The organism is Variovorax sp. OK605 (genome assembly GCF_900115445.1).
Classification (GTDB): domain Bacteria; phylum Pseudomonadota; class Gammaproteobacteria; order Burkholderiales; family Burkholderiaceae_C; genus Variovorax.
Window position 1 is genome coordinate 258,293 of record NZ_FOWL01000003.1, and the last position, 25,550, is coordinate 283,842.

A 25,550-nucleotide genomic window follows, 5' to 3' on the forward strand; every position below is an offset into this window, starting at 1 on the left:
GAGTCAGTGTGCGTGACCCAAGTGAAGTCAGAGTGAAGTCCGTGCAGGAGTTCTGTGAAACGATACTTTTCGTCTTGTTTCGTGCAACCGCTGTCCCCAACACAGCCTGCCAGACCAAGGAGCTCAATTGCTCGGTATGCCGCCTTCATTTACTGGCTCGTCCACGCGAGCAGTCGATTGATGGCCTATGGCTCGGGCTCCAAAGCTGCGCAACGTGGCTACGGGCGGGATTTGAGCTCCGTCCAAGTAGGACGTGTGCATATGCCGGTATCCCTCGAATGGGGGATGCACCGGCATAACGAGAATGTGCAGACTTACCTCCCTCGCGGGAAAAGACCAGTATGGAACACTTGCACTGGATGTTCGCCGGCACCAGCTTTGCTGGGGATGCCCGCAGGATGACTCCTTTTCGCTCCCCTCAACCGCGATTGGAAACCTTGGAACGAACAAATGGCGGACCAGATTGCGCGATCTGCGACGCTGGCGACGGCATGTGCGACGACGACTGAGGCCGGGACCTGAGAGCACCTCGCGAGCAGGTTACGAAGCACACATTCATCCAGCGCCCTGCACTATCCGCCCTCGGTACCGTCAAGCTCACCACGACGCTTGATGAGGTCTTCGGCGCAAAACCCATTGGATCGATGAACGCCCCTTCGCTGCGACCTGGCCTCTGCCCGTCAAAATCAGCACCATGATCCAAACAGAGACGCTGCCCGACGACGAATTGGGCACGCGGGCCGTTGAATGGCGCCGACGAGCGCTGCAAGGTGATCTGCACGCCCCGTGGCGTCGCTCATCAACTGGAAGCGGAATTGCGGCGACGCGCCGGTGCGCCGCATCCTGACTACGACACCCTGGACCTACGGCCGCTCGAGCATCGACAGCGGCGCTGGTGGAAACCTTGGTGACCTGCTTGTTCTGAGCGAGCATTCAACGCAGATGCGCCCTACTAGCCTGCCTCGGTGATCAATTGCTCTGAGTAAACACAAAACCCGCCTGCGGCGCCGCGTTGCCCCCCCCGGCGCTGACGCGCCAGCGTGGGCAACGTCTCGACGCTCTACCGTCATCATGGACGACTGCGATACGATAGACACCACACTCGCGCACGTCGCTGATCGTCCATGATCAGCCTGAAACGCCCCCACGATCACGCTGAAGCCAGCGCCCATGATCGTGAAATACGCACAACGTCCGCTCTGCAGCGACGAGCGGAAGAACCCTCGGATGTCCTTGTCGTTGAACCTCTTGTCGCTTCATTGGAGGCAGCATCGCATTTCCTCGTGATCGGCACTCACAATGATGCCGACAGCGGCCATTCAGCACGTCATTCGCCGACGCAGCAAAGGCTGAAATGCTCAACGAACGGCGCCTTTACAAAATATGAGGCCACGATGGCCCGCCATTCCGCAAACCCAGGCGATTGCCGGAAGCCAACCGTGTGGTCCTCCAGCGTATCCCAACGCAGCAACAGCAAATAGCGCTCCGATGACTCGATGCTTTGCCTCACCTCGTAGCCCTGGAAACCCTTGGCCTTCGGGAACACCGTGCTCAGACCATGGTGGGCCGCTGCTTCAAAGTCGGCTTGCCGACCGGGTTCGATCTGGATGTCCGCCACTTCGAGAATCATGTTTCAAACTCCTTCGATTCAGTGAATGTGACTACCGCCATTCACGTCGACCGTAGCGCCCGTGACGTAGCCGGCCAAGTCCGATGCCAGGAACAAGCAAGCACCTGCAATTTCGGCAGGCTTGGCAGCTCGCCGCAAAGGAATCTGCGCGATCACATCCTTGAACATAGAGTCCGAAACGTTTCCGTCCAACATCCCAGTCTCCGTCATCGAGGGACAGACAACGTTTGCGCGAATCCCCAAAGGTCCGAATTCGCGCGCGATCGATCGTGTCAAGCTGATTACGCCGCCTTTTGAGGCCGCGTAGTGCGCACCTCCCACCAGCCCACCGCCTCTCTGAGCAGCGACCGAGGCCACATTCACGATGGTTCCCGACTTCCGCTCAGCGAATACACTCAGCATGCTCTGGCAGAGATGAAATGCACCCTTCAGGTTCACGTTCAACATCGCGTCGAGATTCTTCGAATCGATCTCCAGGAACGGACGCGAGTTCACGATCGCAGCAGAGTTGACCAGGCAGTCAATGGTCCCGTGCAAAGAAACGATGTTCGTGGCCAGTCGTTGGCAGTCCTCCGGACTGCTGATGTCACATTGAAAGCCATGGAGGATGACCGTTCGATGCAAGCGCTCCTCGATGGAGTCTTTGATGCTTGCAGTGACCTGATCATCCATGGCGAGATCCGCGACCACAACCTTCGCACCATGTTCGGCGAAAAGTTCGGCCGCGGCATAGCCGATGCTGCGCAGCGACGCGGCGCCCGCAACCACACAAACTTTGTCTTTAAGCAACATGCAATAGTGTCCAAATGAGGGAGAGATGAATTACAGGCATCTACTAGACAGGCATTTCGTGCTCGATCCAGCTCAACACTGACCTGTGCTTGGGAGCCCACCCCAGATCGCGTCGCGCACGGTGACCTCGAACCCGGCTGTTGCTGCCAAGAGAGAAGTACGCCTTCGCCTCGCCCCATCGCTCAGCAGCGATTTCGGCGGGCAGGGACTGGACACCCGAGAGATTCAACCGCTTTGCAAGGGCAGCTCCAATGTCAGCGAACGACGCCTCGCCGTTCTCGGCGAAATAGAAGGCGCCGGGTACGGACTTTTGGATTGCGAGCAGGTACAAGCTGACGACGTCTTCGATGTGAACGTTCGACCAAACATTCAAGCCCGAGCCAACGACTTGAACATGCCCCTGTGCTATCGCGTTCGAAGCCAGAAAGGGAATCTGTACGCTGTCCTGGTGGATCCCACGTCCTCGTCCATAGATAAGGCTAGGACAAATGACAATGGATCTAACGCCTTTCTCAGCCGCAGCCAGCACAGTCAGGTCGATGTCACGGCGTGGTTGCTTCAGTTGTGCGACAACGAAAGGCGTATCCTCGTCATAGATATTTTCTGAATTGCGGGCGCCTCGGGCATCGTCGCCCACGACACTGGAGCCGCTGGTGTGCAGCAGCGGCTTTCCCGCCCCCCGCAATCCGTCGATCAGCGCACCAATGGCAGCCGCATGATCCGCGCTGGCGGTATTGATTACACCGTCAGACGCTTTGGCCTCACGGTACAAGAGATCGAGGTTGTCCAAGTCGCCGAGCACCGGCTCGACCCCTCGCTGGGCGAGGAGTTCGGCGTTTCGCTCATTTCGCGCGAGACCTCTTACCGCATGCCCCCCTTCGATCAAACTTGCCACGACTGAGCCGCCAATATAACCAGTCGCGCCGGTGACGAAATACGTTGTCATGATCATTCCTACTTTAAAAACCCAGTCGATAACCAAGGGAAGGCCGCGACGATGATGGTTCCAACAAGTAGCGCGACGATGTAACCGATGATCGGCTTCATCGCGACGCTTGGACTTGCTCGACTGATAGCGCAGGCGGTGTAGTACCCGACACCAAAAGGAGGTGCGAAGAGGCCAATACCCATCGAGAGGACCACGACCATGGAGTAGTGGATTTCGTTGATACCAAACTGCTTGGCGATGGGAAAGAGCAAGGGGCCGAACACAACGATGGCGGGAATACCTTCGAGAACGCTCCCCAGCACGACGAACGCAATTATCGAGACGACCATGAAACCCGTCGCCCCTCCTGGCAAAACCTTCATCGCCTGTGCGAGTTGATTGGAGAAGCCCGATTGCGTCAGCGCCCAAGCCATTGCTGTCGCCGCACCGATGATCAAGAGGATCGCGCCCGACAAGGCGGCGGTGTCGACCAGTGCCGGCCACAGCTTTCGGACATCTAGTTCGCGATAAATGAACAGACCGGCGACGATCGTGTAGGCGATCCCAATCGTCGATACCTCAGTGGCGGTCGCTACGCCCTCAATGACCGCGGCTCGGATGATGAATGGCAGCGCGAGGGCCGGCAATGCGATGGGGAATACGCGGCGAATCTCCGTCCAACCTGCGCGCTTCGCACCAGAATTCGTCTTGCGGTTCCTCCACCAGACGACAAAGCAGAGCAACACTGCCAAGACCAGCGCAGGCACGAGACCGCCAGCAAACAGAGAGGCGATGGAGATTCCAGTCACCGACCCGATCGTGATGAGAACAATGCTCGGAGGAATCGTCTCTGTTTGGGCCCCTGTCGCCGCCAGAAGCGCGACCATCTCGCCCTCCTTTTCGCCACGAGCTCGCATTTCAGGAAACAGGACCGGTGCGAGTGCTGCCATGTCGGCAGCCTTGGAACCGGAGATTCCGGATACGAGATACATGCCGCCAACCAAGACATACGAAAGCCCGCCGCGCACGTGACCAATGAGCGATGCCAGAAACTTCACCATCGCTTTGGCCATGCCGGTCAGTTCTAATACGACACCCAGGAACACGAACAGCGGCACAGCCAGAAGCACCAGGTGCGACATGCCCTCATCCATTCGACCAACGATAACAATCGTCGGCTTCGAGGTCGTTAGAGCGATGTATCCATAGGTGGCCAGGCCGAAAGCAAATGCGATGGGCACTCCTGCGAGCACCAGTAGCGCCACAACTCCCACAAGGAAGATAAGCAGGTTCCAGTTTCCCAGGTCCTGGAACAGCGGACTCAGCAGATAGAGAGCCGCGGCCGCCACGACGATCAGCAACACAGCGGCCAAGAGGCGGCGCCAGTCTGCGACTTCGGCAAGCTTCACAGCTGCTGCGATACCCATCAGCGCTATGCCACAAGGCAACGCGGTCGCGCGCCATGCGTTGGAGATCCCGAGAGAAGGCGTCGTGACGATAGCCTCTTCCATTGCAAACTCGTATGAAGAATGAGCAACGAGCACCAGGAACATCGCTGCGGCGACAACCGCCAGGAGGTCGAGGAAGGCTCGCACCCCGGGCGACGCAAGATCTACCAAGGCAGTCATGCGCATGTGCGAAGACCGACGAAAGGCCACTACGGCGCCAAGCATAGCCAGCCATAGGAACAGCAGTGATGCCAATTCATCCGACCAAGTGATTGGTGCATGCAGGATGTAGCGACTCACCACACCTGAGAACAGAATGCTAATCTCCAAGATGACCAGAAGTGCAGCCGGCACTTCCGTCACCCAGCCCAAAATCTGATCGACCCATGAAACCGCTCGCCGCCATGGCGGCGAGTTGCGAATCAGTGCTTCGGGCAGTGGCGTGTTGTCGGAAAGCGCGTTGATGCTCACGTCGATGTCTCCAATTTTGTGGGCGCAAATGTTCAAGGTCGGTCATCGCCGCACGGATGCGCACCCGCCGTTGCCGGGCGTCATCCCCGGGCGACGTGCTAACACCGATGTTTGAACATCAGATGCCGGGAAGGCTGCTCAGGCCAGCTTACCGCTGTACTTTTCAAGCAGTGCCCACGCCTCGGGGCCAAACTTCTTCTGCCACTCTGCGTAGTAGCCAGCCTTCTGAAGCTCCTGGCGGAAGGGCTTGCCATCCACTTTGTTAAACACCATTCCTGACTTCTTCAGTTGAACTTCCAGCGAGGCATTCAACGCTTCGTGCGCAGCGCGTTGCTTGATAGCCTGCGCGTCGAAGATGCGTGTCGCGAGGGTTCGAAGGTCTTCCGGCAATGCGGTCCAATTGCGCTTGTTGCCCACGAGGGTGAAGCAGTCCCACACATGCGAGGTGTCGGAGCAGTACTTTTGCACTTCGTAAAGCTTCGTCGATTCAATGGTCGGGAGCGCGTTCTCTTGACCATCGACGACCTTCGTCTGCAATGCCGTATAGAGCTCGCCGATCGGAACGGTTGCCGGCGAAGCTCCCAGCCCCTTGAAGAGTGAGGTCAGGATGGGACTTGCGGGGACACGAATCTTCATCCCAACCAAATCCTTCGGCGTCGCGATCGGCTTGGACGTGTGAGTCACCTGACGGAACCCATGGTCAAACACCTTGCCAACGGGAACGAGGTTGACCTTGTCGAAAGCACTGCGGATGTGTGCACCGAGGTCGCCATCCATCGCACTCCATACCGTCGCGTAGTCCGGGAATGCGAATGCCACCGTATTGATTGAAGTCACCGGCACCAGATTGCCCCAGATGGTGCCTGCGGTGCAGACGAAGTCGATCGCCCCCGAACGAACTTGAGACACCGTGTCAGTGTCTCCACCAAGTTGGCCACTTGGATAGACCTCGAGCGTCAGCCGACCATTCGACTCCTTCAGAATCTCGGCGCTAGCGGCCTTCAGGGCTACTACCGTCGGATGGCTTTCCGGGATAGAGATGGCGATCTTCAAGTTGTACTTGCCGGCACCTTGTGCCATCGAAATTCCGGGCACCATGGCCGCCGCGGCGACACCTGCCATCTGCAGGAGAACGTCTCGGCGTTTGGTGGCGCCGGCGCGCTCGGGCAAAGCATTCGTAAGTTGAATCGTTGTCATGCATGTCTCCTTTTTGTTGTCGATTGGGTCAGCCGAACACGTTGGGCTGGTGAACCTCGATGACATTGCCGTCTGGATCTTGCAGAAAGACCTGGTGCCAGCCGGCTATGGCCCAGCGTCCATAGTCCGAATACCGGATTCCGAGTTCATCGCACTTGCGCATGAAACCTTTGATGTCGTCAGTCCGGAAGCAGAAGTGCCCGCGAGCCATCGGATTGACGATCTGCTTCATCTTGAAGCCGGTATTGAGATCGCGCTCGGCCCAATGGAACTCGATCGCGCCATCGCTGAGGAAGTCCACCTTGCCGTTATAGCCAGTACGGTCGCTGTTGGCGTCAACTCGCCGGTGCTCCTCGTCATTGATCGTCCCCAGATCAAAAAGCGTTTGATAGAACTTGGTGAGCCTGGGCAGGCTGTCAGTGCACAGGTTCATGTGATGGAACTTGAAGTTCATGGCGGGTCCTTGCAGAAGTTGGTGAAGGGAAGGCCAACCTTGGGATCACACAAAAGCACATTCCCAGGCTGTTTCTGAGGTCCTGGATCGCGGACTTTGGCCGCGAACGGAACAACTGACCCACACGTTAGCAAATTCATATATGAAGTCAATACTTCATAGGTGGAAACACCTAGCGCTTCTCTTGATCAAACCTCTTCGCAAAGCGCAAACTAGAATTCACAGGAGAGTTTTTCAATTCATTGATGAAAAAGGAGATCTGGCTGCCGCCAGAAAGAACATGTCGTCTCCCCTCCAAACCGTCCTCAGGGACGAAACCTGCAATACCACCTCGGTGCGACGCATCGCTGCAATGCTCGACCAGGACTTCAAGGAAATAACGACCGGGATGCCGCTCCCACGCGGATGGCAGTTCTTCATGATGGGAGCAGATACGCGGCGTTCAGCTCTACGCAACGACGGCTTCCCTGGTCTCGGCGTACCGATGCCGGACCTCGGCCTGCCACGCCTCATGCTTGGCGGCCGAACGGTGGCCTTTCACCACGACATTCCGGTCGGTGTTGATATCGTTAGGTCGAGCTCTGTGCAGAGTGTTGCGCACAAGACCACCGCTTCGGGGCCGATGGCTGCAGTCACGCTCTTGCACGAGTTGCGCCTTCCTGAGCTGAACGACCCCGCTCTCGTCGAGACTCAAACTTACCTGTTGCTCGCGCCGCCGGCAGCGAGCTCTTCTCGTCCTAATCCACCTGGGCCAGACGAGATCGTCGCCGACCGTCGGACGACGGTCGTCCCAGACGAAACCCTGTTGTTCCAGTACTCCGCGCTGGGCTTCAACTCACACAAGATCCACATCGATCGGGAGCACGCCTGCAATGTGGAAGGATTTCCGGATCTCGTCGTGAACGGCGGTCTTGCAACGCTTTTGCTCACAGAGTTTCTTCGTCGCGATCTTGGCGTCCTACCCGCATCGCTCCAAACGCGCCACATCGCACCGCTGTTCTGCAATCGCCCTATCACCCTAGCGGCAGATCGCGCTGGCGAGCATTGGCGCCTCCGGGCTTACGACGACCGCAACCGGCTTGCTGTAGATATGGAGGTAACCGCGCAATGAGCTTCGAACCGTTGAAGGGCGTTCGCGTCTTGGACCTGACCAGCGTTGTGGTGGGTCCCGTTTGCACATGGCGGCTGGGGCAGTACGGCGCCGAGATCGTGAAGGTCGAAAGCCCCGAGGGTGACCTGATGCGCGGACTAGGCGGGATGTCACCCACTGGTCAACATTCTGGCGCCTATCTGCATTTCAACCGCGGAAAAAGGAATATCTGTCTCGACCTGAAGAAAGAAGGCGCGAGGTTGGTCATCGAACGGCTTATCGCATCTGCCGATGTCATCGTCGCGAACATGCGCCCACAGGCTCTCGAGCGGCTGGGACTTGACGCCAAAACGGTGCGGGCCCGGCATCCTGACAAGATTTACTGCCTCATCACTGGCTACGGTACCGATGGACCCTACGCTGGGCTTCCCACTTACGACAGTGTCGTGCAGGGTGTGACCGGAATGGCTGGCTTGATGCTTGCACGCGACGGGGCGCCCGCCTATGTCCCGATGCTGATTTGCGATCATGTGGCAGGTGAAATCGCAGCTGGCGCCATCCTCGCTGCGCTCGTCCAACGCAAGACAACTGGCGAAGGATGCAGCGTCGAAGTGCCGATGTTCGAAACCATGGCCGCGTTCGTGCTGCAAGAGCATTTGGCTCAACAGAGCTTTGACCCACCCGTCGGTCCTCCTGGCGATCTGCGCCTGCTCAGTCCACACAACAAGCCAGTGAAAACTGCGGACGGATGGATCGCATTCACCATCAACACTGATCCACAGGTGCGCGCATTCCTAGAGGCGACTGGGCGACAACAGTTCATCGACGACCCGCGCTTCGCCACCGTGGCGGCGCGTGCACGGTATGTTGCCGAGTGGTTCGAAGTGCGGGGAGCTGCATTGACAACCAAGACCACGGCCGAGTGGCTGGACATCTTGCGTACGGCAGACATTGCAGCCCAGCCATGCCATACCCTTGAGTCACTCCCGCATGACCCCCACCTGGAGGCTGTCGGACTGATCGGCTTGGAGCAGCACTCGACCGAAGGCACGATCAAGTCGATCCGATCATCCATTCGCTTTGAGGACGACTATCTGCCACGCCGCCCCCCGGCTCAACCCCGTGGCGCGGACACCTGTGATCTCTTGCGCGAGATCGGGTACAGCGAGGCCGAGATCGAGATGTTTGCTTCTGCCGGCGCGGTCCATACTGAGGCAGCAAAATGATGGCGCAAAATTGATGCGCATGAATCGACACGAAGGTGCACCGGTGTTGATACAAGTTGTCGTGGACAAAGGTTGGAGCTGAAACAAATGAAAGATGATGCAAACGAAGTGGCGACAGTGTCCGAAGCCGAAAGTCGTTCGTACTCGGCGCCAGCGCTGGAGAAGGGACTTGACATCCTAGAGACGCTTTGCCGTAGCGAGCATCCCCTCACACAGAAGGACATCGCTCAGCGCCTGGGACGAAGCGTGAACGAGCTCTACCGCATGGTTGCGTGTCTGGTCGATCGAAATTACGTTACCTTGGTCGACGAGACCAGCTATGGGATCACGACCAAGCTGTTCGAGCTCGCGCACATCAACCCGCCGACGCACCGGTTGCTTCTTGAAGCCACACCCATCATGCAAAGACTGGCCAGCGAGCTTGACCAATCTTGCCATCTCACGGTGTACGGCCAAGGCAAACAGGTGGTGCTCTGCAAGGTCGACACGCCCAGCGGGATGGGTTTTGCGGTGCGCGCCGGTGCAGAACTCGATGTGCTGATCTCGGCTTCCGGTCGAGTCTTGCTGGCGTTCCAGGACGAGGAAACTCGCAAGCTCCGCATCGAAGAGTCCGTGCAGCGGCGGCCTGAGCAGGCCAACGCGCAGATCGACACCATCCTCGATTCGATTCGCGCCACCGGCTATGAGTCGATCCCGAGCGTACAAGTCCGCGGTCTCTACGCAATCAGCTATCCTATTCTCGATACTCAGGGGTGTGCCATTGCGGCCCTCACAGTGCCCTATGCCGAGCGGATCGACCAGATTCAGCGGAAGTCAATTCCAGAAGTGACCGAACGACTAGGCGTGGCAGCCCGAACGCTGTCAGTGCGTGCTGGTGGAATGGTTTCGTCGGAAAGCTTGAATCCCACCGAACGGGAAAGCATCCTCAAACGCTCAGACCGATCCAACGGTCGCTGAGCTGCCAGAGGCAGCCGTCGAAATTGCCTTCTCCTGCAAACCGAGCCGGCGACGGTCACGCTTTTTCGACATCTAGGCGTATCAGTCGGTGGGACGAGAAATTCCCAACTCCCGGATGTGGCGATGGAGGGTTGCGCGCGACACGCCCATCGAAATTGCAGCTTCAGACACATTCCATCCACAGCGCTCCAGAACCGCTTCGATCGCAGCACGCTTGCCAGACGGACGAGTGTTTCGCGACACTCCTCTTTGCCCCAAAGGTGGAGGAAGATCGGCCAGATCGATCTTCCCGTCCGAGTCCATCGCAACGGCGAATCGCATGGCATGGTGGAGTTCACGTAAATTTCCGGGCCAATCGTGCGCGAGCAGCGCCTTCGCGGCGGCAGCCGTCAGCACGGGAGCCCGCCGTCCGACGCGTTGCGCGGCGCCAATCACGGCTCGCTCTATCAGTTGCTCGAGATCGTCGCGCTGCCGCAGCGCCGGCAAGCGCACGGTAGCCCCAGCCAGCCTGAAATAGAGATCTTCGCGAAAACGCCCTTCCCGCACCAGCTGCGCCACGTCGTGCAGGCTGGCCGCGATGAGGGCAAAGCGCACCTGCACCGGCCGCGTCGCTCCCACAGGCGTGAACTCACCATCTGACAGGACCTGCAGCAACCGGGTCTGCAATCCGAATGGCATGTCGCCGATTTCATCGAGGAACAAGGTGCCGCCGTTCGCCTCCAGCAACCGGCCTCGCGAGCCGTGTCGGGATGCGCCGGTGAAGGCACCGGGACGGTAGCCAAACAGTTCGCTTTCAATCAACTCCGCGCTGATCGCGGCACAGTTGATACCAACGAACTTGTCGGGCCTGCCGCCTGCATCGACATGCAATGCGCGCGCCAAGGCGCTCTTTCCTGTTCCGGTCTCTCCGTGCACGAACACCGGTACTTGGTGGGCCATGAGCCTGCGCGCCATCGACACCGCTTCGCCGACTGCCGGGTCGTCTCCAATGATCTCCTCCACCGCAGGCTGGCTGATGTCGAAGGTGCGATCGAGCTTCTCCGGCGCCGACACGGCCTGAAGCTGCCGTCTCGGCTGCTCCACGCGAAAGAAGTGCTGGCCGCTTGCAAGCTGGAGCACGAGATCCCTGCCATCGAAGGCCTTTTGCCACTGGTCCATTCCGCAGACATCGGACAAAGGGCGGCCGATCAACGGCGCTCCTGCGGGAAGGAGAATGCGCTGCGCCAACGGCGTGGCGTCGAGCACTCTGCCCGATGAATCGAGGGCGACGCGCGACTCGACAGCCGCATCGCAGAAGTCGCCATGCCTGGATACGCGAAGAATCGTATGTCCCACATTGCGACGATCGAAATAGAGGTTCTCGATGCGTCGCGCCGACGCAATGACCACCTGGCGAACCACAGCCTGGGTCGCGCGGTCGGATGCCCGGAGCGTCGTGACATTCAACGCCGCGGCGAACTGGCCGCCGGCGCCGAAAACGGGCGCCACCGTACAGCTCACACTCGCCAGGCTCGAAGCGAAGTGATCCTGCATCACAACGGAGAGCGCCCTCTGCTCGCGGATGCATAGTGCGATTCCGTTCGTGCCTTGCATCTCCTCCGACCAGATCGAACCGGGCAAGACGCCCGCATTGCTACAGGCGTCCAGAACCAGTTCGGTCGAGCGGAAACCCAGAGCGACGCCCTGGGGATCGGTCAGCATCACGACATAGTCCTGTTCCGCCAGGAGCTCGAACAGGCGTTGAACTTCGCCCTGCGACAGCGACAGAAGATCGGCGATGGGCTCGCGATGGTCCTGGATTTCGACCGCTGTGAGAACACCAGGGCGACCCACCCTTTCCGGGTTGAGGCCATGGAGCGAAACACAGCGTTCTCTCGACGCGGCAACGCTCCCACGTTCCATCACTTCGTCCTGGATAGGGGCCAGCACTGCGGCAGCGCGCAGCACGTTCGAATGGGATGCTTTGTCCACAGCGCGTTGTCTCCTGCAGGGGGCCTGGAGCCGGCCCTTGTCGAAGGATTCTGCATCCTTTGCCCCCTGGTGTCACGCTGGCGGAACTGCGTGTCAGCCCCGCGCAGACGCCTTGCGCACCTTCGGCATCACGTCCTGTGCAAGCCTGCGCATGGTCTCCCATTCCCATTCGCGGTTGACGCCGGATCCGTCCATCGATGCCATCATCAGTCCATGGAATGGCCCCGTGCGTTCGCGGAACGCCACCAGCTTGTCCGCCACGGTGCCGGGAGATCCGTAGATCACCATGCTCTCGATGAGTTGCTCAACGGTCACGGCGTCGTCGGGCTGCTTGGGGTCGTCCTTCATGACAGCCGTGTAGTTCACGGACTTGAGAACACGCCACAAATAGTCGAAGTAGTAGTAGTTGCTGCCGGCCGGATCCATCACCCGCTCACGGGCTTCAGCATCACTGGCAGCAATGACGATGTTTCGGGCGACCCGCCAGTCATTCCCGGTGGGTTCGCGGCCCGCGGACTCGCACCCCTCGACATACTTTTTCCAGTGACTGGCAATCACATACTCCGGACAGAAGTTGGCGCTCATCGCGCCGAACCCGCGCGCTGCAGCCGTCTTCACGCTGTCGGAGAACGGCGACATCGCGGTCATCGAGATCTCGGGGTGCGGGAGCTGGTACGGCTTGGGCATGAAGCCCACGCCCAGCTCGGGGATGACCATGTCCTTCAGAGAGATCTTCCAGTGCTTTCCCTGGATATCGTAGGGCGGGTCCTGCGACCAGAGCTTGAGGATCGTGTCGATCGATTCCATCATGCGCTCGGTGCGATACGCACCATCGAGCACTTCGAACAACTCCATGTCGCTGGCCAGGCCACCGGGGCCGATGCCGAACATCAGGCGTCCTTTGCTCATGTGATCGAACTGTGCAATCTCTGCGGCCACCACGGCCGGATGGTGGTTCGGCAAGGCGATGACGCCCGTTCCGAAGCGGATGCGCTTGGTCTGGTGGATCAGTGACGCAAGGAAGATGAGGGGTGACGAGATCGGCTCCGTCGTGCAGGAAATATGCTCACCGATCCACACCTCGTCGAAGCCGATTTCATCGGCGTACACGATCTTCTCGGTAGTTTCCGTGAAGCTTTCCGACTTGGGCCGGGCGGGTGGATGCAGAGGCATGCCGAACAATCCGAGTTTCATGAAGTCTCCTTTTTTGCAGGGTTGAAAAGCGCAGCGGATGCCGCGCGGGGAACATGGAAAGACTCAGGCCACGGCTTGTTCCGCAGCGGCCTTGCAGCGGCTCGAAACGGCCACGCCCGCTCCGTCGAACCAGACGAGCGGGTCCGATTGGCCCTCTGCCAGTTGCACGGCCGTGACGCGACCGATGAACAAAGTGTGGGTCGCGTACTCGACGCGCTGGTCGACTTCGCAGGAGACCGCGGCAAGTGCCGAGGTCAGGCAAGGGAGCGAGTCCGAGCTGTCTTGCCAATCGCCGGTAACGAAGCGCTCGCCTCTGCGCGAACTCTGCGAGAACGCGCCCAGCAAGGGGTGATGAGCCCCCGCCAGCAGGTTCACGCAGAACCGCCCCTGTGCGCTGAGCGCAGGATGCAGCCCTGACGTGCGATTCACCGCCACCAGGATGGCCGGCGGGTCCATGGACACCGGAATGACGGCGGAAGCGGCCATCCCGTGAGGCTCGCCATTCGCATCGCGTGTGGTGATCAGGGTGACCGAGGACGCAACGCGACGCATGGCGTCTCGAAATGCGGTTGCGACATCGAGTGCGGCAGAGGAATCGGGGAGCGAGGACATGGCGGGAAGTCTCCTGAGTTGGTTTGGTGATGCGCTCCCAACGATCTCTGCAGATCGCATGCCCGAAGCGGATCTCAATCAAATCAAGGACTTAGTCGCGATGCGCCGTCCCGGTCGCGACACTTTGCGACACATCGGTGTCGCATCGGAAAGCCGAGCCAGTGCTTTCCTGTTGGCTTTTGAAGAAGCTCAGACGGCGCTAGGCGCCGACCTTCAAAGCCCTAGTCGGGCGCGCCTTCCCCATGCAGCCCGACGATCAGCGAGCGCAGCCATGTGATGGCCGGGTCCTTGTGAAAGCGACCATGCCAGAACAGGTTGATCGCAATCTCGGGCAGCTTGGCCGGGTGACGGATGTAGGACAGGCCAAAGGGCCCCGCCAGAGCCTGGGCGAGCCGCTCAGGCACGGTTGCCACCAGGTCCGAGTCGTGAAGGATGTGGCCCACCGCCACATAGTGCGGAACGGTGAGGACCACCTTTCGCACCACTTTCTTCCGGCCGAGGATTTCGTCGGCATTGCCGTGTCCCGTTCCCGCGGAGATCACGACGACGTGATCGGCCGAGGAAAACTCACTCAATGAAACCGTCTTCTTGTCGAGGGGATGACCTCGCCTGAACATGCAGACGTACTGCTGCTTGAACAGCCGGCGCTGAAAGTAGCCCGCCTTGAGCTGCGGCAACAGACCGATCGCAAGGTTCACATGACCCGCTTCCATCTCATCCTGCAGATTCACGGCCGTGTTCCGAACAGTGCTGATTGACACATTCGGCGCAACACGTGCCACTTCCTTCATCAGCTTGGGCAGGAAGTAGATCTCGCCAATGTCCGTCATGCCCACCGTGAAGGCGCGCTTTGAAGTCGACGGGTCGAATGACGCCTTCTGGTTGATGGCCGCATGGATAACTTGCAATGCGCTCGCGGTGGGCCCCGCAAGCTGTTCCGCATACGGCGTCGGCTCCATGCCGTTAGGCGTTCGAAGGAACAACTGGTCATCGGTGAGCTTGCGCAGGCGAGCCAGCGCGTTGCTCACACCCGGCTGGGAAAGACCGAGGCTGCTGGCCACCTTCGAGACACGTCGATCGACGAGCAACTGTTGGAAAACGACCAGAAGGTTGAGGTCGATGTCTTTGAGTTCCATAGCGCCTCACATTCGCAAAATCAATCTGAACTATTCCCCATATTCTATTGAGCGATGGCACTGGAATGGACATCATTGCTGCACCCACAAGACGCTGTCCCCCTGCGGCAGCACAGGAGACACAAAACATGGATGACACATCAGCCGTCTTCCCCCAGAAGATCCACTGGGAAAACCAAGGCACCAGTCGGATCCCCTTCATGGCCTACACCGAGGCCGACCAGCATCGGCAAGAGCTGGAACGCCTCTTCTATCGCAACCACTGGTGCTACGTCGGCCTTGAAGCCGAGGTGCCGGAGGTCGGGGACTTCACGCGCACGGTCGTCGGCGAACGCTCCGTGATCATGGTGCGCGATGCCGAAAATTCCATCAGCGTCGTCGAGAACGTGTGCGCTCACCGAGGCATGCAGTTCTGCCGCGAGCGCCATGGAAACCGCAAGGCGGAGGGGTTCACCTGCCCTTACCACCAGTGGAACTACACGCTCACCGGCGACCTGCAGGGAGTGCCCTTCCGCCGGGGCGTCAAGCAGGATGGAAAAGTCAACGGCGGGATGCCCGCCGACTTCAAGCCCGCCGACCATGGCCTGAACAAACTCAAAGTTGCAACCCGCGGGGGTGTCGTCTTTGCATCCTTCGACCCCAACGTCGAATCGCTCGAAGACTTCATGGGGCCGGAGATCCTGGGTTATTTCGATCGGCTGTTCAACGGCCGAAAGCTGAAGATCCTCGGCTACAACCGCCAGCGCATTCCGGGCAACTGGAAGCTGATGCAGGAGAACATCAAGGACCCATACCACCCGGGCCTGCTGCACACCTGGTTCGTCACCTTCGGTCTCTGGCGTGCAGACAACAAGTCGGAGCTCAAGATGGATCGGCACCATCGGCATGCCGCCATGATCTCAACGCGCGGTGCGAGCGGCAAGGCCGACCAGGTCACCCAGGTGTCGAGCTTCAAGGAAAGCATGCAGCTCAACGACCCCCGCTTCCTCGACATCGTGCCGGAGCCTTGGTGGGGCGGACCGACGGCTGTGATGATGACGCTGTTCCCGAGCGTGATCTTTCAACAGCAGGTCAACAGCGTCTCTACGCGCCACATCCAACCGAGCGGCCCCGGTGCCTTCGATTTTGTTTGGACCCACTTCGGATTCGAGGACGATACCGAAGAAATGACGCAGCGCCGGCTGCGTCAGGCCAATCTCTTCGGACCCGCCGGATTCGTGTCCGCGGACGACGGTGAAGTGATCGAGTTGTCGCAAAAGGGTTTTGAGCAGAAGCCTTTTCATCGCACGCTCGCCGAGCTTGGCGGACGCGAGGTCGGCGACACGGATCACATGGTCACCGAGACCCTGATCCGGGGCATGTACGAGTACTGGCGCAAGGTGATGGAGGCTTAACGTGGACTTCAAAGACTACTTCGAACTGTCCCAGCTCTACGCCAGCTACGCCCAGGCCGTCAGCTCCAGTCAATGGGAACTCTGGCCCGAATTCTTCACGGAAGACTGCACCTATCGGCTGCAGCCGAGAGAAAACTACGACCGCGGTTTTCCGCTGGCGACGCTCTCGTTCGAGAGCAAGGGGATGCTCAAGGACCGTGTCTACGGGATTCGCGAAACCCTGTTTCACGACCCCTACTACCAGCGTCACATCGTCGGCACGCCGGTGGTACTGAAAGCCGAGGCCAACCGCTTCGAGTCGGAGGCCAACTACGCGGTGTTTCGCACCAAGCTCTCCGAGCTTTCGACGGTCTTCAGCGTTGGGCGCTACATCGACGTCGTCGTACGGACCGAACAGGGACTGAAATTCGCTTCGCGGCAGGTCATCTATGACAGCGAAATGATCCCGAATTCCATCATCTACCCGTTGTGAGACAACCCATGAGCGATCCCGATTCCCAATGGACCGACGCGGCTCCGGTCGATGAAGTACCGGCAGACGATGTCGTGGGTATGCTCGTCGACGGACGCGACATTGCCCTGTACAGCGTAGACGGTCGGATCTATGCGACCGACAACATCTGCACCCACGGACACGCCCGCCTGTGCGAGGGCTTTCTGGAGGGGCACGAGATCGAGTGCCCGCTGCACCAAGGCAAGTTCGACGTGCGCAACGGCGCACCGACGTGCGCCCCCGTGACGGAAGCGATCCGCTCCTATCCGGTGAAGATCGAAGGCGGTCGGGTGTTTCTTTCACTGGGCTGATTCAGCTGCATGGCAATGCCCTTGCGGCGGCGTGAAGCGCCGCTGCAAGACGGCAGTTCGACAAGCGGAACACGAACGTCCGCTTCCCCTCGCGCCAAGAAGAATGGAGACATCAATGCGTCACATGGCGATGCTCGCGCACCGAGCGCAGACACACCGTTCCCCAGCGGCCCGGAGGCCCCATGAGTGATCGAACGATCGTGATCGTGGGCGGTGGTCAGGCCGGAGGATGGGCTGCGCAGACGCTGCGCAGCGACGGCTTCGATGGCCGGGTGGTGCTGATCGGCGACGAACCTCACCGCCCCTACGAAAGACCGCCCCTGTCGAAGGCGGTGCTTGCGGGCGATGCGCATCCGGACACGACGTACCTGCAGAAATCGGAAGCCTTCGATGCGCTGAACCTCGACTGGCGCCCCGATGTCAGCGCAACGCGCATCGACAGGGCCGCGAAGCGGCTGCATCTGAGCCGCGGCGAGCCGATTCCCTACGACAGCTTGATCCTCTGCACCGGAGGACGGGCGCGCCGTTTGGGCATCCCGGGTTCCGATCTGCCTGGCATCTTCACCCTGCGCAGCATCGGCGATGCGGCAGCGCTCGGAGCGGCGCTCGTCGCCGGAAAGCGGCTGCTTGTGGTGGGCGGAGGATGGATCGGACTGGAGGTCGCGGCAACCGCCCGAAAGAAGGGCCTGGACGTCATCGTCGTCGAGGCCATGGACCGGCTGTGCGAGCGCACGGTGCCTGCGGAGATTTCCAGTTATCTGCTGCGGCTTCACACCGCGCATGGCGTTCAGGTCGAGTTGGGTGCGGGGATCGAGCAGTTGGCCCAAGGGCCGGGCGAAGACCTGACGGCGACCCTCAGCGACGGACGGGAGCTGGCTTGCGACGTGGTTCTCTTCGGCGTTGGATTGATCGCGAACGATGAACTTGCACGCGAAGCGGGCCTGGCATGCGAAGGTGGCGTCCTGGTCGATTCCCAATGCCGAACCTCGGACCCGGACATCCTTGCCGCCGGCGACGTCGCGGTCTGGCACTGCGACTGGGCTGCCCGGCGCATGCGACTGGAGTCCTGGCAGAACGCCCAGGAGCAAGGGATCGCGGCCGCGCGCGCCGCGCTGGGCACCACGGTGAACCATCAGCCGCTGCCGTGGTTCTGGTCGGACCAGTACGACGTCAATCTGCAGATATTCGGCGTTCCGACACCCAAGCACCAGGTGGTCGTACGCGGCGACGTGGGCTCCAACAGCTTTGTCATGTTCTTTCTCGAGGCAGACAAAGTTGCCGCAGCACTCGGGCCGAACGCGGCACGCGACCTGCGCTTTGCGCGACGCCTGATCGAGCGCCGCACAAGCGTCGATCCCCAACAACTCGCCAACCTCCAGGTCCCTCTTTCCAAGCTCTGAAGGTCGAAAACGACCGGACGGATTTTCACCTTCTACAGACCTAAATCATGACCCCCACCTATCTCTGGAATCCCCCTGCCGTTCCTTCGCTGCCGGTGCGCGGCACCTCGCAGCGCCTGCCCATCAACCGGCTTTTCTTCGTGGGCCGCAACTACCACGCGCATGCGGTGGAAATGGGACGACCCGTCGACAAGACCATCGAAGTCCCGTTCTATTTCACGAAGAGCCCCTCCACGTTGGTCGAGTCGGGTGTGACCGTCGCCTATCCGCCCGAAACCAAGAACTACCACCATGAGATGGAGTTGGTGCTGGTGGTCGGAGCGCCTGGCTTCCGCGTCAATCGCGACGACGCCCACAAGTTGATCTATGGGTATGCCTGCGGTCTGGACATGACGCGACGGGACCTCCAGCTGGTCGCCCGCGACAAAGGTCGGCCATGGGATCTCGGCAAGGACGTGGAGCAATCGTCGGTCGTATCCGAAGTGGTGCCGATGGCCGGCAAGGTGATCGACCAGGGCGCCCTGAGGCTCAGCGTGAACGGCCAGGAGCGGCAGAGCTCCGACCTTTCGAAGCTGATCTGGAACATCCCCGAGCTGATCGAGGATCTCTCGAAGTTCTACCACCTCGAGCCGGGAGACCTGATCTTCACGGGAACACCCGAAGGCGTCGGTGCATTGCAGCCGGGCGATCGCGTCGAAGGCAGCGTTGCCGGCGTCGGAGAGATCGCCCTCACGGTCGGCCCGGCCGAATGATGCAACAACGCTCCCCAGAGCACCGCTGAACAGCCAAGCTGCGGGCGTGCACCAGTCGCGCTCGCAGCCCCGCAAAGGAACCGCCGATGACCGCCGATACCGTCCCCTCCCCTGTGCACCTGAAGGCCGTCGCCGGCCCGTCCCAGCCCGACCCCAGTCCGGCGCTCGAGCAGCTTTACCGAGGCTTCGAGCGCGAGTTGCTGGTTCCTCTCTGGACGGAGATCGGCGACCTGATGCCCCGCCAGCCACGCAGCAAGGCCGCCCCGCATCTCTGGCGGTGGGACCGCCTTGTGGAGCTCGCCGCCGAAGCCGGACGCATCGTGCCGGTCGGCCGCGGCGGGGAACGCCGCGCGATTGCGCTGGCCAATCCGGCGCTCGGCGGCAGGCCGTTCGCCACACCCACGCTGTGGGCTGCGATCCAGTACCTCATGCCGGGCGAAAACGCCCCGGAACACCGGCATACGCAGCATGCCTTCCGTTTCGTGGTCGAAGGCGAAGGCGTATGGACCGTGGTCAATGGCGATCCGGTCCGAATGTCGCGTGGCGATTTCCTGCCGCAGGCCGGCTGGAACTGGCACTCGCACCACAACGCAGCCAGCGCACCGATGGCCTGGATCGACGGGCTGGACATTCCGTTCTCCTACTACACCGAGTCGCAGTTCTTCGAGTTCGGACGCGAACGCGTCAGCACGGCCGAGCAGTCGACGCCCGAGCGTTCGCGATCGGAGCACTTGTGGGGACACCCTGGTTTGCGCCCGCTGTCGCAGCCCGAGTCCCCGGTGGCCACGCCCTTGCTCGCTTACCGTTGGGTCGACACGGACAAGGCGCTCGCAGACCAGCTGATCCTGGAAGCCGAGGGCCATGCAGCCACGCTCAGCCCGGGTCATGCGGCCGTTCGCTTCACCAACCCGAGCAACGGGCGCGATGTGCTGCCCACGATCCGTACGGAGATGCACCGCATCCGAAGCGGTGCCAGCACCCTTTCGCGGCGCGAGGTGGGCTCGTCCGTGTACCAGGTGTTCGACGGCAGCGGCAAGGTGAAGGTCGGTGACCACGCTTGGACGGTCAGGCGTGGGGACATGTTCGTTGTGCCGTCGTGGCAGGCGTTTTCGGCCCACTGCGACGAGACCTGCCCCGGATCGCTCGACCTGTTCCGCTTCAGCGACGCACCGATTCTCGAAGCGCTCCACGCGCACAGAGCCGCCTCGGCCGAGCAAGAGTGACGCGAATGCCCCGGCCATTCCCCCGCGGGCGGACGCAGGGATAGCCCGGCTTGCCAGCCGTGCCGGCCGGGGGACACTCGCGTGAGAAACACACGGCCAGAAGATTGACCACGCAGCTGTCGATGAACTCCCCCGGAACATCGTTGTTCTTCAACTCCAGGATCGAGCGTCTTGCGCTCGCGCGTCGGCGCTACTTCGAAGAAGGACTGCTGCCCTCGGGGATCGTGAGCGACGCTGTGTATCAGTCGTGGGCGCGGTGCCAGCGCCTGCATGACGGTCCTGGCGCGAAGGTCTCCTTTCAGCCGGTCTCGACGAGCCGGGCACATCTGGCGCTTCAGAAGAATCGCGATCTCGTCCACGCCTGGCTCGAAGAACTCCCGCAACTGCAGTCGGTACTGGGTGCGACCTCTTGCGCGGCCATGCTGACCGATGCATCGGGCGTACTCATCGGAGCCACGTGTGTGGGCCGCTCGCACGAACGCATCATGCCGATCGCGACCCGCACGGGCGTGAACCTCTGCGAGGAAGCGGTGGGCACGACCGCACCCGGCGTGGCCGCGCGCACGGGTCGCGCGGTGTCGGTCGACGGCGCGGAGCACTTCTTCGACGAGGTCAAGGCGATGCATTGCGCCGCAGCGCCTATTCACGACACCCGCGGCCGGCTGGTTGGCGTGCTCGACATATCGAGCGAGGCCATTCCGTTCAGCTTCGATGCAACCTCCGTTGTCGGGCTGTATGCCGCGGCCATCGAGAACCGGCTCTTCATCTCGCAGTCCGACCAGCATCTCGTAGTGCGATTTCAAGTGGATGCAATGCTGCTCGATTCGAGATTTGTCGCGCTGGTCGGCATCGACATCAACGGCCAGCTCGCCTGGATGAACGGTGCGGCAGCCCGCCTACTAGGGTTGCCGCCAGCCGAGCGCGGCGCGAATACCTCGTCCGTGGAAGAGGCCATGGGCGCCAGCATCGCGCAACTGGCTTCACTGCCCCGATCGGGCTCGGCGCCATTGCAACTGGCGAATGGACTGATGGTCTGGGCCCGCGGCGAGATGCGCGCCGCCGATGGTCACCGTGGCCTTGTCCCGGGGGTCGATGAGTTCGGGAAACGTGACCCCACTCCTGCACCAGCAGTGACTTCCCCCTGCGCCCTGGCCGCGCCAAGCGACGAAGAGACCACTGCCGAGCTTGCGACCGCGAGCGCAATCGAAGAGCCGGACGTCGCCTCCGCGCCGCCCGGACCTGAAGCGCCTCGCGATGCCAGCGAGCCATCGGTCAGGCTTCGCGAATGCGGCAACGATCTCATCGATCGAACCTTGGAAACCTACAGCGGCAACGTCACCAAGGCGGCCGAGAAACTCGGCGTTTCGCGCGGGTTGATCTATCGACGACTGCGCAATCGCGCGCAGGCCAGGCGCTAGCTTCGCATCGCCCACCGTTCCGAAACGGAACACCCGTATCGGGTCGGGTTTTCCCGATGCTTCGGCCACCGTATCCGGTGACTTACCTTCCCCCTGCGATACGACTTCGGCCTTCGTCCGGAGCGTTATCCAACGAGCATTTTTCTCCCAACCCGAGGTGGATACGCCATGCGACTCTCTCTGCATCCCCAGAACGAAAAAGACAACGACGACAAGCTGGACCGATTGGAACGTGCATTGATCGCCGGACGGCTCGACCGACGAGGCTTCCTGCGAGCAGCCGCCGCAGCAGGCATTGCCGCGACGAGTCTGCCTTCGCTCGCCGACGAGTTGGATGCCGCGCGAGCCAACCAGGCCGAGCGAACCGCCTCGCTGCTGCCCGCTTACGACTACATCGTTGTCGGGACCGGCAGCGCCGGCTCCGCACTCGTCGGCCGGCTGGCGGCAAAGACAAGCGCGAACATCCTTGTGATCGAAGCGGGCGATTGGGATGCCGCGCCCTCCGTCATGGACCCGCGGCTGTGGTTCACCAACCTGGGGACCGAACTCGACTGGAAGGACGTCGCCCTGCCATCCCCCAGCACGAACGGCCGGGCCATTCCCGAGCACATGGGCAAGGTGGTTGGCGGCGGCAGCAGCATCAACGCCACCATCTGGGCGCGCCCCTTTCGAAACAACCTCGAACACTGGGCTCGAGAGAGCGGCGATGCCGCCTGGGGCTATGAGCACTGCCTCGGCATTTACCGCCGCATGGAGAACTGGCAAGGCAAGGCCGACAGCCACTACCGCGGCAAAGGCGGCCCGGTGTGGGTCCAGCCGGCATTCGATCCGCCACCCGTCGCGCTGGGCATGCTGGCGGCATGCCGCTCGCTTGGCATGCCCATGCTCGATGACCTGAACGGCGCCCGGGAAATTGGTGCTGGCGGCTTTGCGCTGATGAACCAGATCATCCGGGATGGCCGTCGGCAAAGCATGGCGCGCTCGTACCTCTACCCCGTCCTCGGGCGGAAGAACGTCACGGTCCTCGTCAAGACGCACGTCAACCGCCTGACGTTCAGCGGCACCCGCGTCACGGGAGTGGAACTGACCCGCGACGACGCAGCGCCTGTTCGCATCCAGGCGAGGTCCGAAGTCATCCTGAGTTCCGGAGGCATCAACACGCCAAAGCTCCTCATGCTCAGCGGCATCGGCGACGAAGCGCAGTTGCGCGCACACGGCATCCAGACCGTGGCGCATTCGCCGGATGTGGGGCAGAACTTCCACGACCACCTGCTGCATGGCGGCTGCATCTGGGAGCCGAAGGAGCAGGTTCCCCATCGCAACAGCGCCGCCAACGTATCGGGCTTCCTGAAGAGTCACGCTGGCCTGAACACGCCGGACTTGAATCTCGTGCAGATCGAGTTGCCCTATGCCAGCGACGTCGTCGGAAAGCAGTTCTCTCCGCCGCCAAGCAGCTGGGCGCTGTGCGCGGGCCTCGTGGCCCCCAAGAGCCGCGGCGAGATCCGGCTTCGCTCGGCAAATCCGGCGGACCGTCCGATCGTCGACGCACGCTTTCTCAGCCACCCCGACGACGTCAAGGCGCTGGCGCATGGCATCGAGGTGTGCAGGGAGATCGGCAATTCGGCGGCCATGCGCGATTTCGTGAAACGCGAAGTCGCACCGGGCGAGAAGCTGTCGGGCAAGGCGATGGAAGACTTCGTGCGCAACGGCGCAACGACCTACTTCCATCAGGTCGGCACCTGCCGCATGGGCAAGGATGCGACAGCCGTGGTCGATGCCAGATTGCGCGTGAACGGCGTGCAGAACCTGCGAATCGCGGACAGCTCGATCATGCCAACCATCCCGGCGGTCGCAACCATGGCGACTTGCGCGCTCATCGGCGAACGCATGGCGGAGCTCCTGCGCCCGAAAGCCTGAACACCCGCTCCCCCGCCGCTCTCACTCATCCCGTTTTATTCAACACTCCATCGACGGAGCACTCTCATGCAAACAGAACTGATCATCGACAACCAGAAGCGCGCTGCCCACGGAAATGCCATCTTCGAGCGCCGGCATCCGACCAGTGGCGACATCGTCACCCGCGCTGCCGCGGGGGACGTGGCCGATGCCATCGCGGCGGCTGACTCGGCCAGCATCGCGTTTCAATCGTGGCGGCACAGTTCGCCGTCGGAGCGTCGCCGCATCCTGCTGAAGGCGGCCGACGCGCTGGAAGCGCGGATGCCGGATTTCATCGAAGCCATGGCGGCCGAAGTCGGCGCCGCCGCACTCTGGGCAGGATTCAACGTCGTCCTGGCTGCAACCGCATTTCGCGAGGCCGCATCGATGACCACGCAGATCCAGGGCGAGACCATCCCGACCGACAAGCCCGGCGCGTTGTCGATGACCGTTCGCCAGCCCGTGGGCGTGATCCTGAGCATCGTGCCGTGGAACGGTCCGGTGGTGCTGGCCGCCCGGGCCATCGCCTACCCGCTGATGTGCGGCAACACCGTGGTGTTCCGGGCATCCGAAGCCAGCCCGCGCACTCACATGCTGGTGGCAGAGGCGCTAGTCGATGCAGGGCTCCCGCCTGGCGTGCTCAACTTCCTGACCAATGCGCCCCAGGACGCACCGGAGGTGATCGATGCGCTGATTGCCCACAAGGCCGTGCGGCGCGTCAACTTCACCGGTTCGACGCGTGTCGGCCGCATCATTGCGCAAAAGGCCGCCGTGCATCTGAAGCGCTGCCTGCTGGAGCTCGGCGGAAAGTCGCCGCTGGTGGTCCTGAAGGACGCGAACATCGACGATGCGGTGAACGCAGCAGTGTTCGGATCGTTCCTCTATCAAGGCCAGATCTGCATGTCCACCGAGCGAATCGTCGTCGATGAATCGATTGCCGATGAATTTGTCGCGAAGTTCGCCGCACGCGCGAAGGAACTGCCTGCGGGCGACCCGATGAAGAACCCGCAATGCGTGATCGGCCCCATGGTGTCCAAAGACTCCGGCCCGCGACTCAATTCGCTGCTCGAGGACGCTCTCGCCAAAGGTGCAAAGCTGGCGTGCGGCGGACGTGCCGAAGGTGCGTCGATGCCGGCGACCATCGTCGATCACGTCACCCGCGACATGAAGATCTACGACGAGGAAACCTTCGGGCCGGTCACGACCATCGTTCGCGTCAACGGCGACCAGGAGGCCGCGACCGTGGCCAACGACACGGCCTACGGGCTCTCCGCGGCCGTCTTCTGCAAGGACGTCATGCGTGCCCTGAATGTTGCGATGCAGATCGACACCGGGGCGTGCCACGTGAACGGAGCGACAGTGCAGAACGAAGCACAGGCGCCCTACGGCGGAACCAAGCACAGCGGCTATGGCCGCTTCGACGGGCGCGCGGTCATCGATGAATTCACCGAGCTGAAGTGGATCACCATCGAGCCGTCCGGACAGCAGTATCCGATCTGAGGTTCATGCAAGGCATGA

General features: G+C 61.4%; 22 protein-coding genes. 12 read left to right on the forward strand and 10 right to left on the reverse strand.

The window, feature by feature from the left end; all coding sequences use genetic code 11:
- Positions 1-1,327: 1,327 nt before the first annotated feature.
- From BM013_RS09400 to BM013_RS09425, 6 genes are all read right to left on the reverse strand, one after another.
- Positions 1,328-1,630: an antibiotic biosynthesis monooxygenase family protein gene (locus BM013_RS09400; protein WP_093125781.1), complete on the reverse strand. Its 303-nt coding sequence runs from the start codon at positions 1,628-1,630 to the stop codon at positions 1,328-1,330.
- A gap of 18 nt (positions 1,631-1,648) precedes the next feature.
- Positions 1,649-2,422 (reverse strand): SDR family NAD(P)-dependent oxidoreductase, encoded by a 774-nt coding sequence (locus BM013_RS09405; protein ID WP_093125783.1) that lies wholly within the window; start codon positions 2,420-2,422, stop codon positions 1,649-1,651.
- Positions 2,423-2,465: 43 nt separating this feature from the next.
- Positions 2,466-3,368 carry an NAD-dependent epimerase/dehydratase family protein gene (locus BM013_RS09410; protein WP_371279782.1) on the reverse strand — a complete coding sequence of 301 codons (903 nt, stop codon included), beginning with the start codon at positions 3,366-3,368 and terminating at the stop codon, positions 2,466-2,468.
- Positions 3,369-3,376: 8 nt separating this feature from the next.
- Complete coding sequence (locus tag BM013_RS09415; protein ID WP_371279911.1) at positions 3,377-5,263, reverse strand: TRAP transporter large permease; 1,887 nt, start codon at positions 5,261-5,263, stop codon at positions 3,377-3,379.
- Positions 5,264-5,407: 144 nt separating this feature from the next.
- The gene (locus BM013_RS09420; protein ID WP_093125789.1) at positions 5,408-6,466 is read right to left on the reverse strand and encodes a TRAP transporter substrate-binding protein; all 1,059 of its coding nucleotides are present in this window, start codon (positions 6,464-6,466) and stop codon (positions 5,408-5,410) included.
- A gap of 28 nt (positions 6,467-6,494) precedes the next feature.
- Positions 6,495-6,920, reverse strand: a complete 426-nt coding sequence (locus tag BM013_RS09425; RefSeq protein ID WP_093125791.1) for a VOC family protein — start codon at positions 6,918-6,920, stop codon at positions 6,495-6,497.
- Between the two features lie 184 nt (positions 6,921-7,104).
- On the opposite strand from BM013_RS09425, the gene BM013_RS09430 reads away from it, so the two are divergent.
- From BM013_RS09430 to BM013_RS09440, 3 genes are all read left to right on the forward strand, one after another.
- The gene (locus BM013_RS09430) at positions 7,105-8,031 is read left to right on the forward strand and encodes an HTD2 family dehydratase (protein WP_218153643.1); all 927 of its coding nucleotides are present in this window, start codon (positions 7,105-7,107) and stop codon (positions 8,029-8,031) included.
- The gene (locus BM013_RS09435) at positions 8,028-9,236 is read left to right on the forward strand and encodes a CaiB/BaiF CoA transferase family protein (protein WP_093125796.1); all 1,209 of its coding nucleotides are present in this window, start codon (positions 8,028-8,030) and stop codon (positions 9,234-9,236) included. Before BM013_RS09430 ends, BM013_RS09435 begins: the two co-directional genes overlap by 4 nt.
- 87 nt (positions 9,237-9,323) lie before the next feature.
- The gene (locus tag BM013_RS09440; protein WP_093125798.1) at positions 9,324-10,193 is read left to right on the forward strand and encodes an IclR family transcriptional regulator; all 870 of its coding nucleotides are present in this window, start codon (positions 9,324-9,326) and stop codon (positions 10,191-10,193) included.
- A gap of 81 nt (positions 10,194-10,274) precedes the next feature.
- Here BM013_RS09440 and BM013_RS09445 read toward each other — a convergent pair whose 3' ends face one another.
- From BM013_RS09445 to BM013_RS09460, 4 genes are all read right to left on the reverse strand, one after another.
- Positions 10,275-12,164, reverse strand: a complete 1,890-nt coding sequence (locus BM013_RS09445; RefSeq protein ID WP_143098251.1) for a sigma-54-dependent Fis family transcriptional regulator — start codon at positions 12,162-12,164, stop codon at positions 10,275-10,277.
- A gap of 93 nt (positions 12,165-12,257) precedes the next feature.
- Entirely contained in the window at positions 12,258-13,358 is a 1,101-nt protein-coding gene (locus BM013_RS09450) for an LLM class flavin-dependent oxidoreductase (protein WP_021005395.1), read from the reverse strand.
- Between the two features lie 63 nt (positions 13,359-13,421).
- Positions 13,422-13,970, reverse strand: a complete 549-nt coding sequence (locus tag BM013_RS09455; protein WP_021005394.1) for a flavin reductase family protein — start codon at positions 13,968-13,970, stop codon at positions 13,422-13,424.
- A 221-nt stretch (positions 13,971-14,191) separates the two neighbouring features.
- Positions 14,192-15,106, reverse strand: coding sequence for a LysR family transcriptional regulator (locus BM013_RS09460; protein WP_093125803.1), 915 nt, complete (start codon positions 15,104-15,106; stop codon positions 14,192-14,194).
- 128 nt (positions 15,107-15,234) lie between these two features.
- Here BM013_RS09460 and BM013_RS09465 point away from each other — a divergent pair, with 128 nt between their 5' ends.
- From BM013_RS09465 to BM013_RS09505, 9 genes are all read left to right on the forward strand, one after another.
- The gene (locus tag BM013_RS09465; protein ID WP_093125805.1) at positions 15,235-16,500 is read left to right on the forward strand and encodes an aromatic ring-hydroxylating dioxygenase subunit alpha; all 1,266 of its coding nucleotides are present in this window, start codon (positions 15,235-15,237) and stop codon (positions 16,498-16,500) included.
- 1 nt (position 16,501) lies between these two features.
- Positions 16,502-16,972: an aromatic-ring-hydroxylating dioxygenase subunit beta gene (locus tag BM013_RS09470; protein WP_093125808.1), complete on the forward strand. Its 471-nt coding sequence runs from the start codon at positions 16,502-16,504 to the stop codon at positions 16,970-16,972.
- Between the two features lie 8 nt (positions 16,973-16,980).
- The gene (locus BM013_RS09475) at positions 16,981-17,304 is read left to right on the forward strand and encodes a non-heme iron oxygenase ferredoxin subunit (protein WP_093125811.1); all 324 of its coding nucleotides are present in this window, start codon (positions 16,981-16,983) and stop codon (positions 17,302-17,304) included.
- Positions 17,305-17,486: 182 nt separating this feature from the next.
- A complete protein-coding gene (locus BM013_RS09480) occupies positions 17,487-18,704 on the forward strand; it encodes an NAD(P)/FAD-dependent oxidoreductase (protein ID WP_093125813.1) in 1,218 nt (405 codons plus the stop codon).
- A gap of 47 nt (positions 18,705-18,751) precedes the next feature.
- Positions 18,752-19,456: a fumarylacetoacetate hydrolase family protein gene (locus BM013_RS09485; RefSeq protein ID WP_021005388.1), complete on the forward strand. Its 705-nt coding sequence runs from the start codon at positions 18,752-18,754 to the stop codon at positions 19,454-19,456.
- A gap of 86 nt (positions 19,457-19,542) precedes the next feature.
- The gene (locus tag BM013_RS09490; protein WP_021005387.1) at positions 19,543-20,679 is read left to right on the forward strand and encodes a cupin domain-containing protein; all 1,137 of its coding nucleotides are present in this window, start codon (positions 19,543-19,545) and stop codon (positions 20,677-20,679) included.
- 104 nt (positions 20,680-20,783) lie between these two features.
- Complete coding sequence (locus BM013_RS09495; RefSeq protein WP_143098252.1) at positions 20,784-22,097, forward strand: GAF domain-containing protein; 1,314 nt, start codon at positions 20,784-20,786, stop codon at positions 22,095-22,097.
- Between the two features lie 168 nt (positions 22,098-22,265).
- On the forward strand, positions 22,266-24,014 hold the full coding sequence (locus BM013_RS09500; protein ID WP_093125818.1) for a GMC family oxidoreductase: 1,749 nt from the start codon (positions 22,266-22,268) through the stop codon (positions 24,012-24,014).
- 66 nt (positions 24,015-24,080) lie between these two features.
- Positions 24,081-25,532, forward strand: a complete 1,452-nt coding sequence (locus tag BM013_RS09505; RefSeq protein WP_093125821.1) for an aldehyde dehydrogenase — start codon at positions 24,081-24,083, stop codon at positions 25,530-25,532.
- Positions 25,533-25,550: the final 18 nt, after the last annotated feature.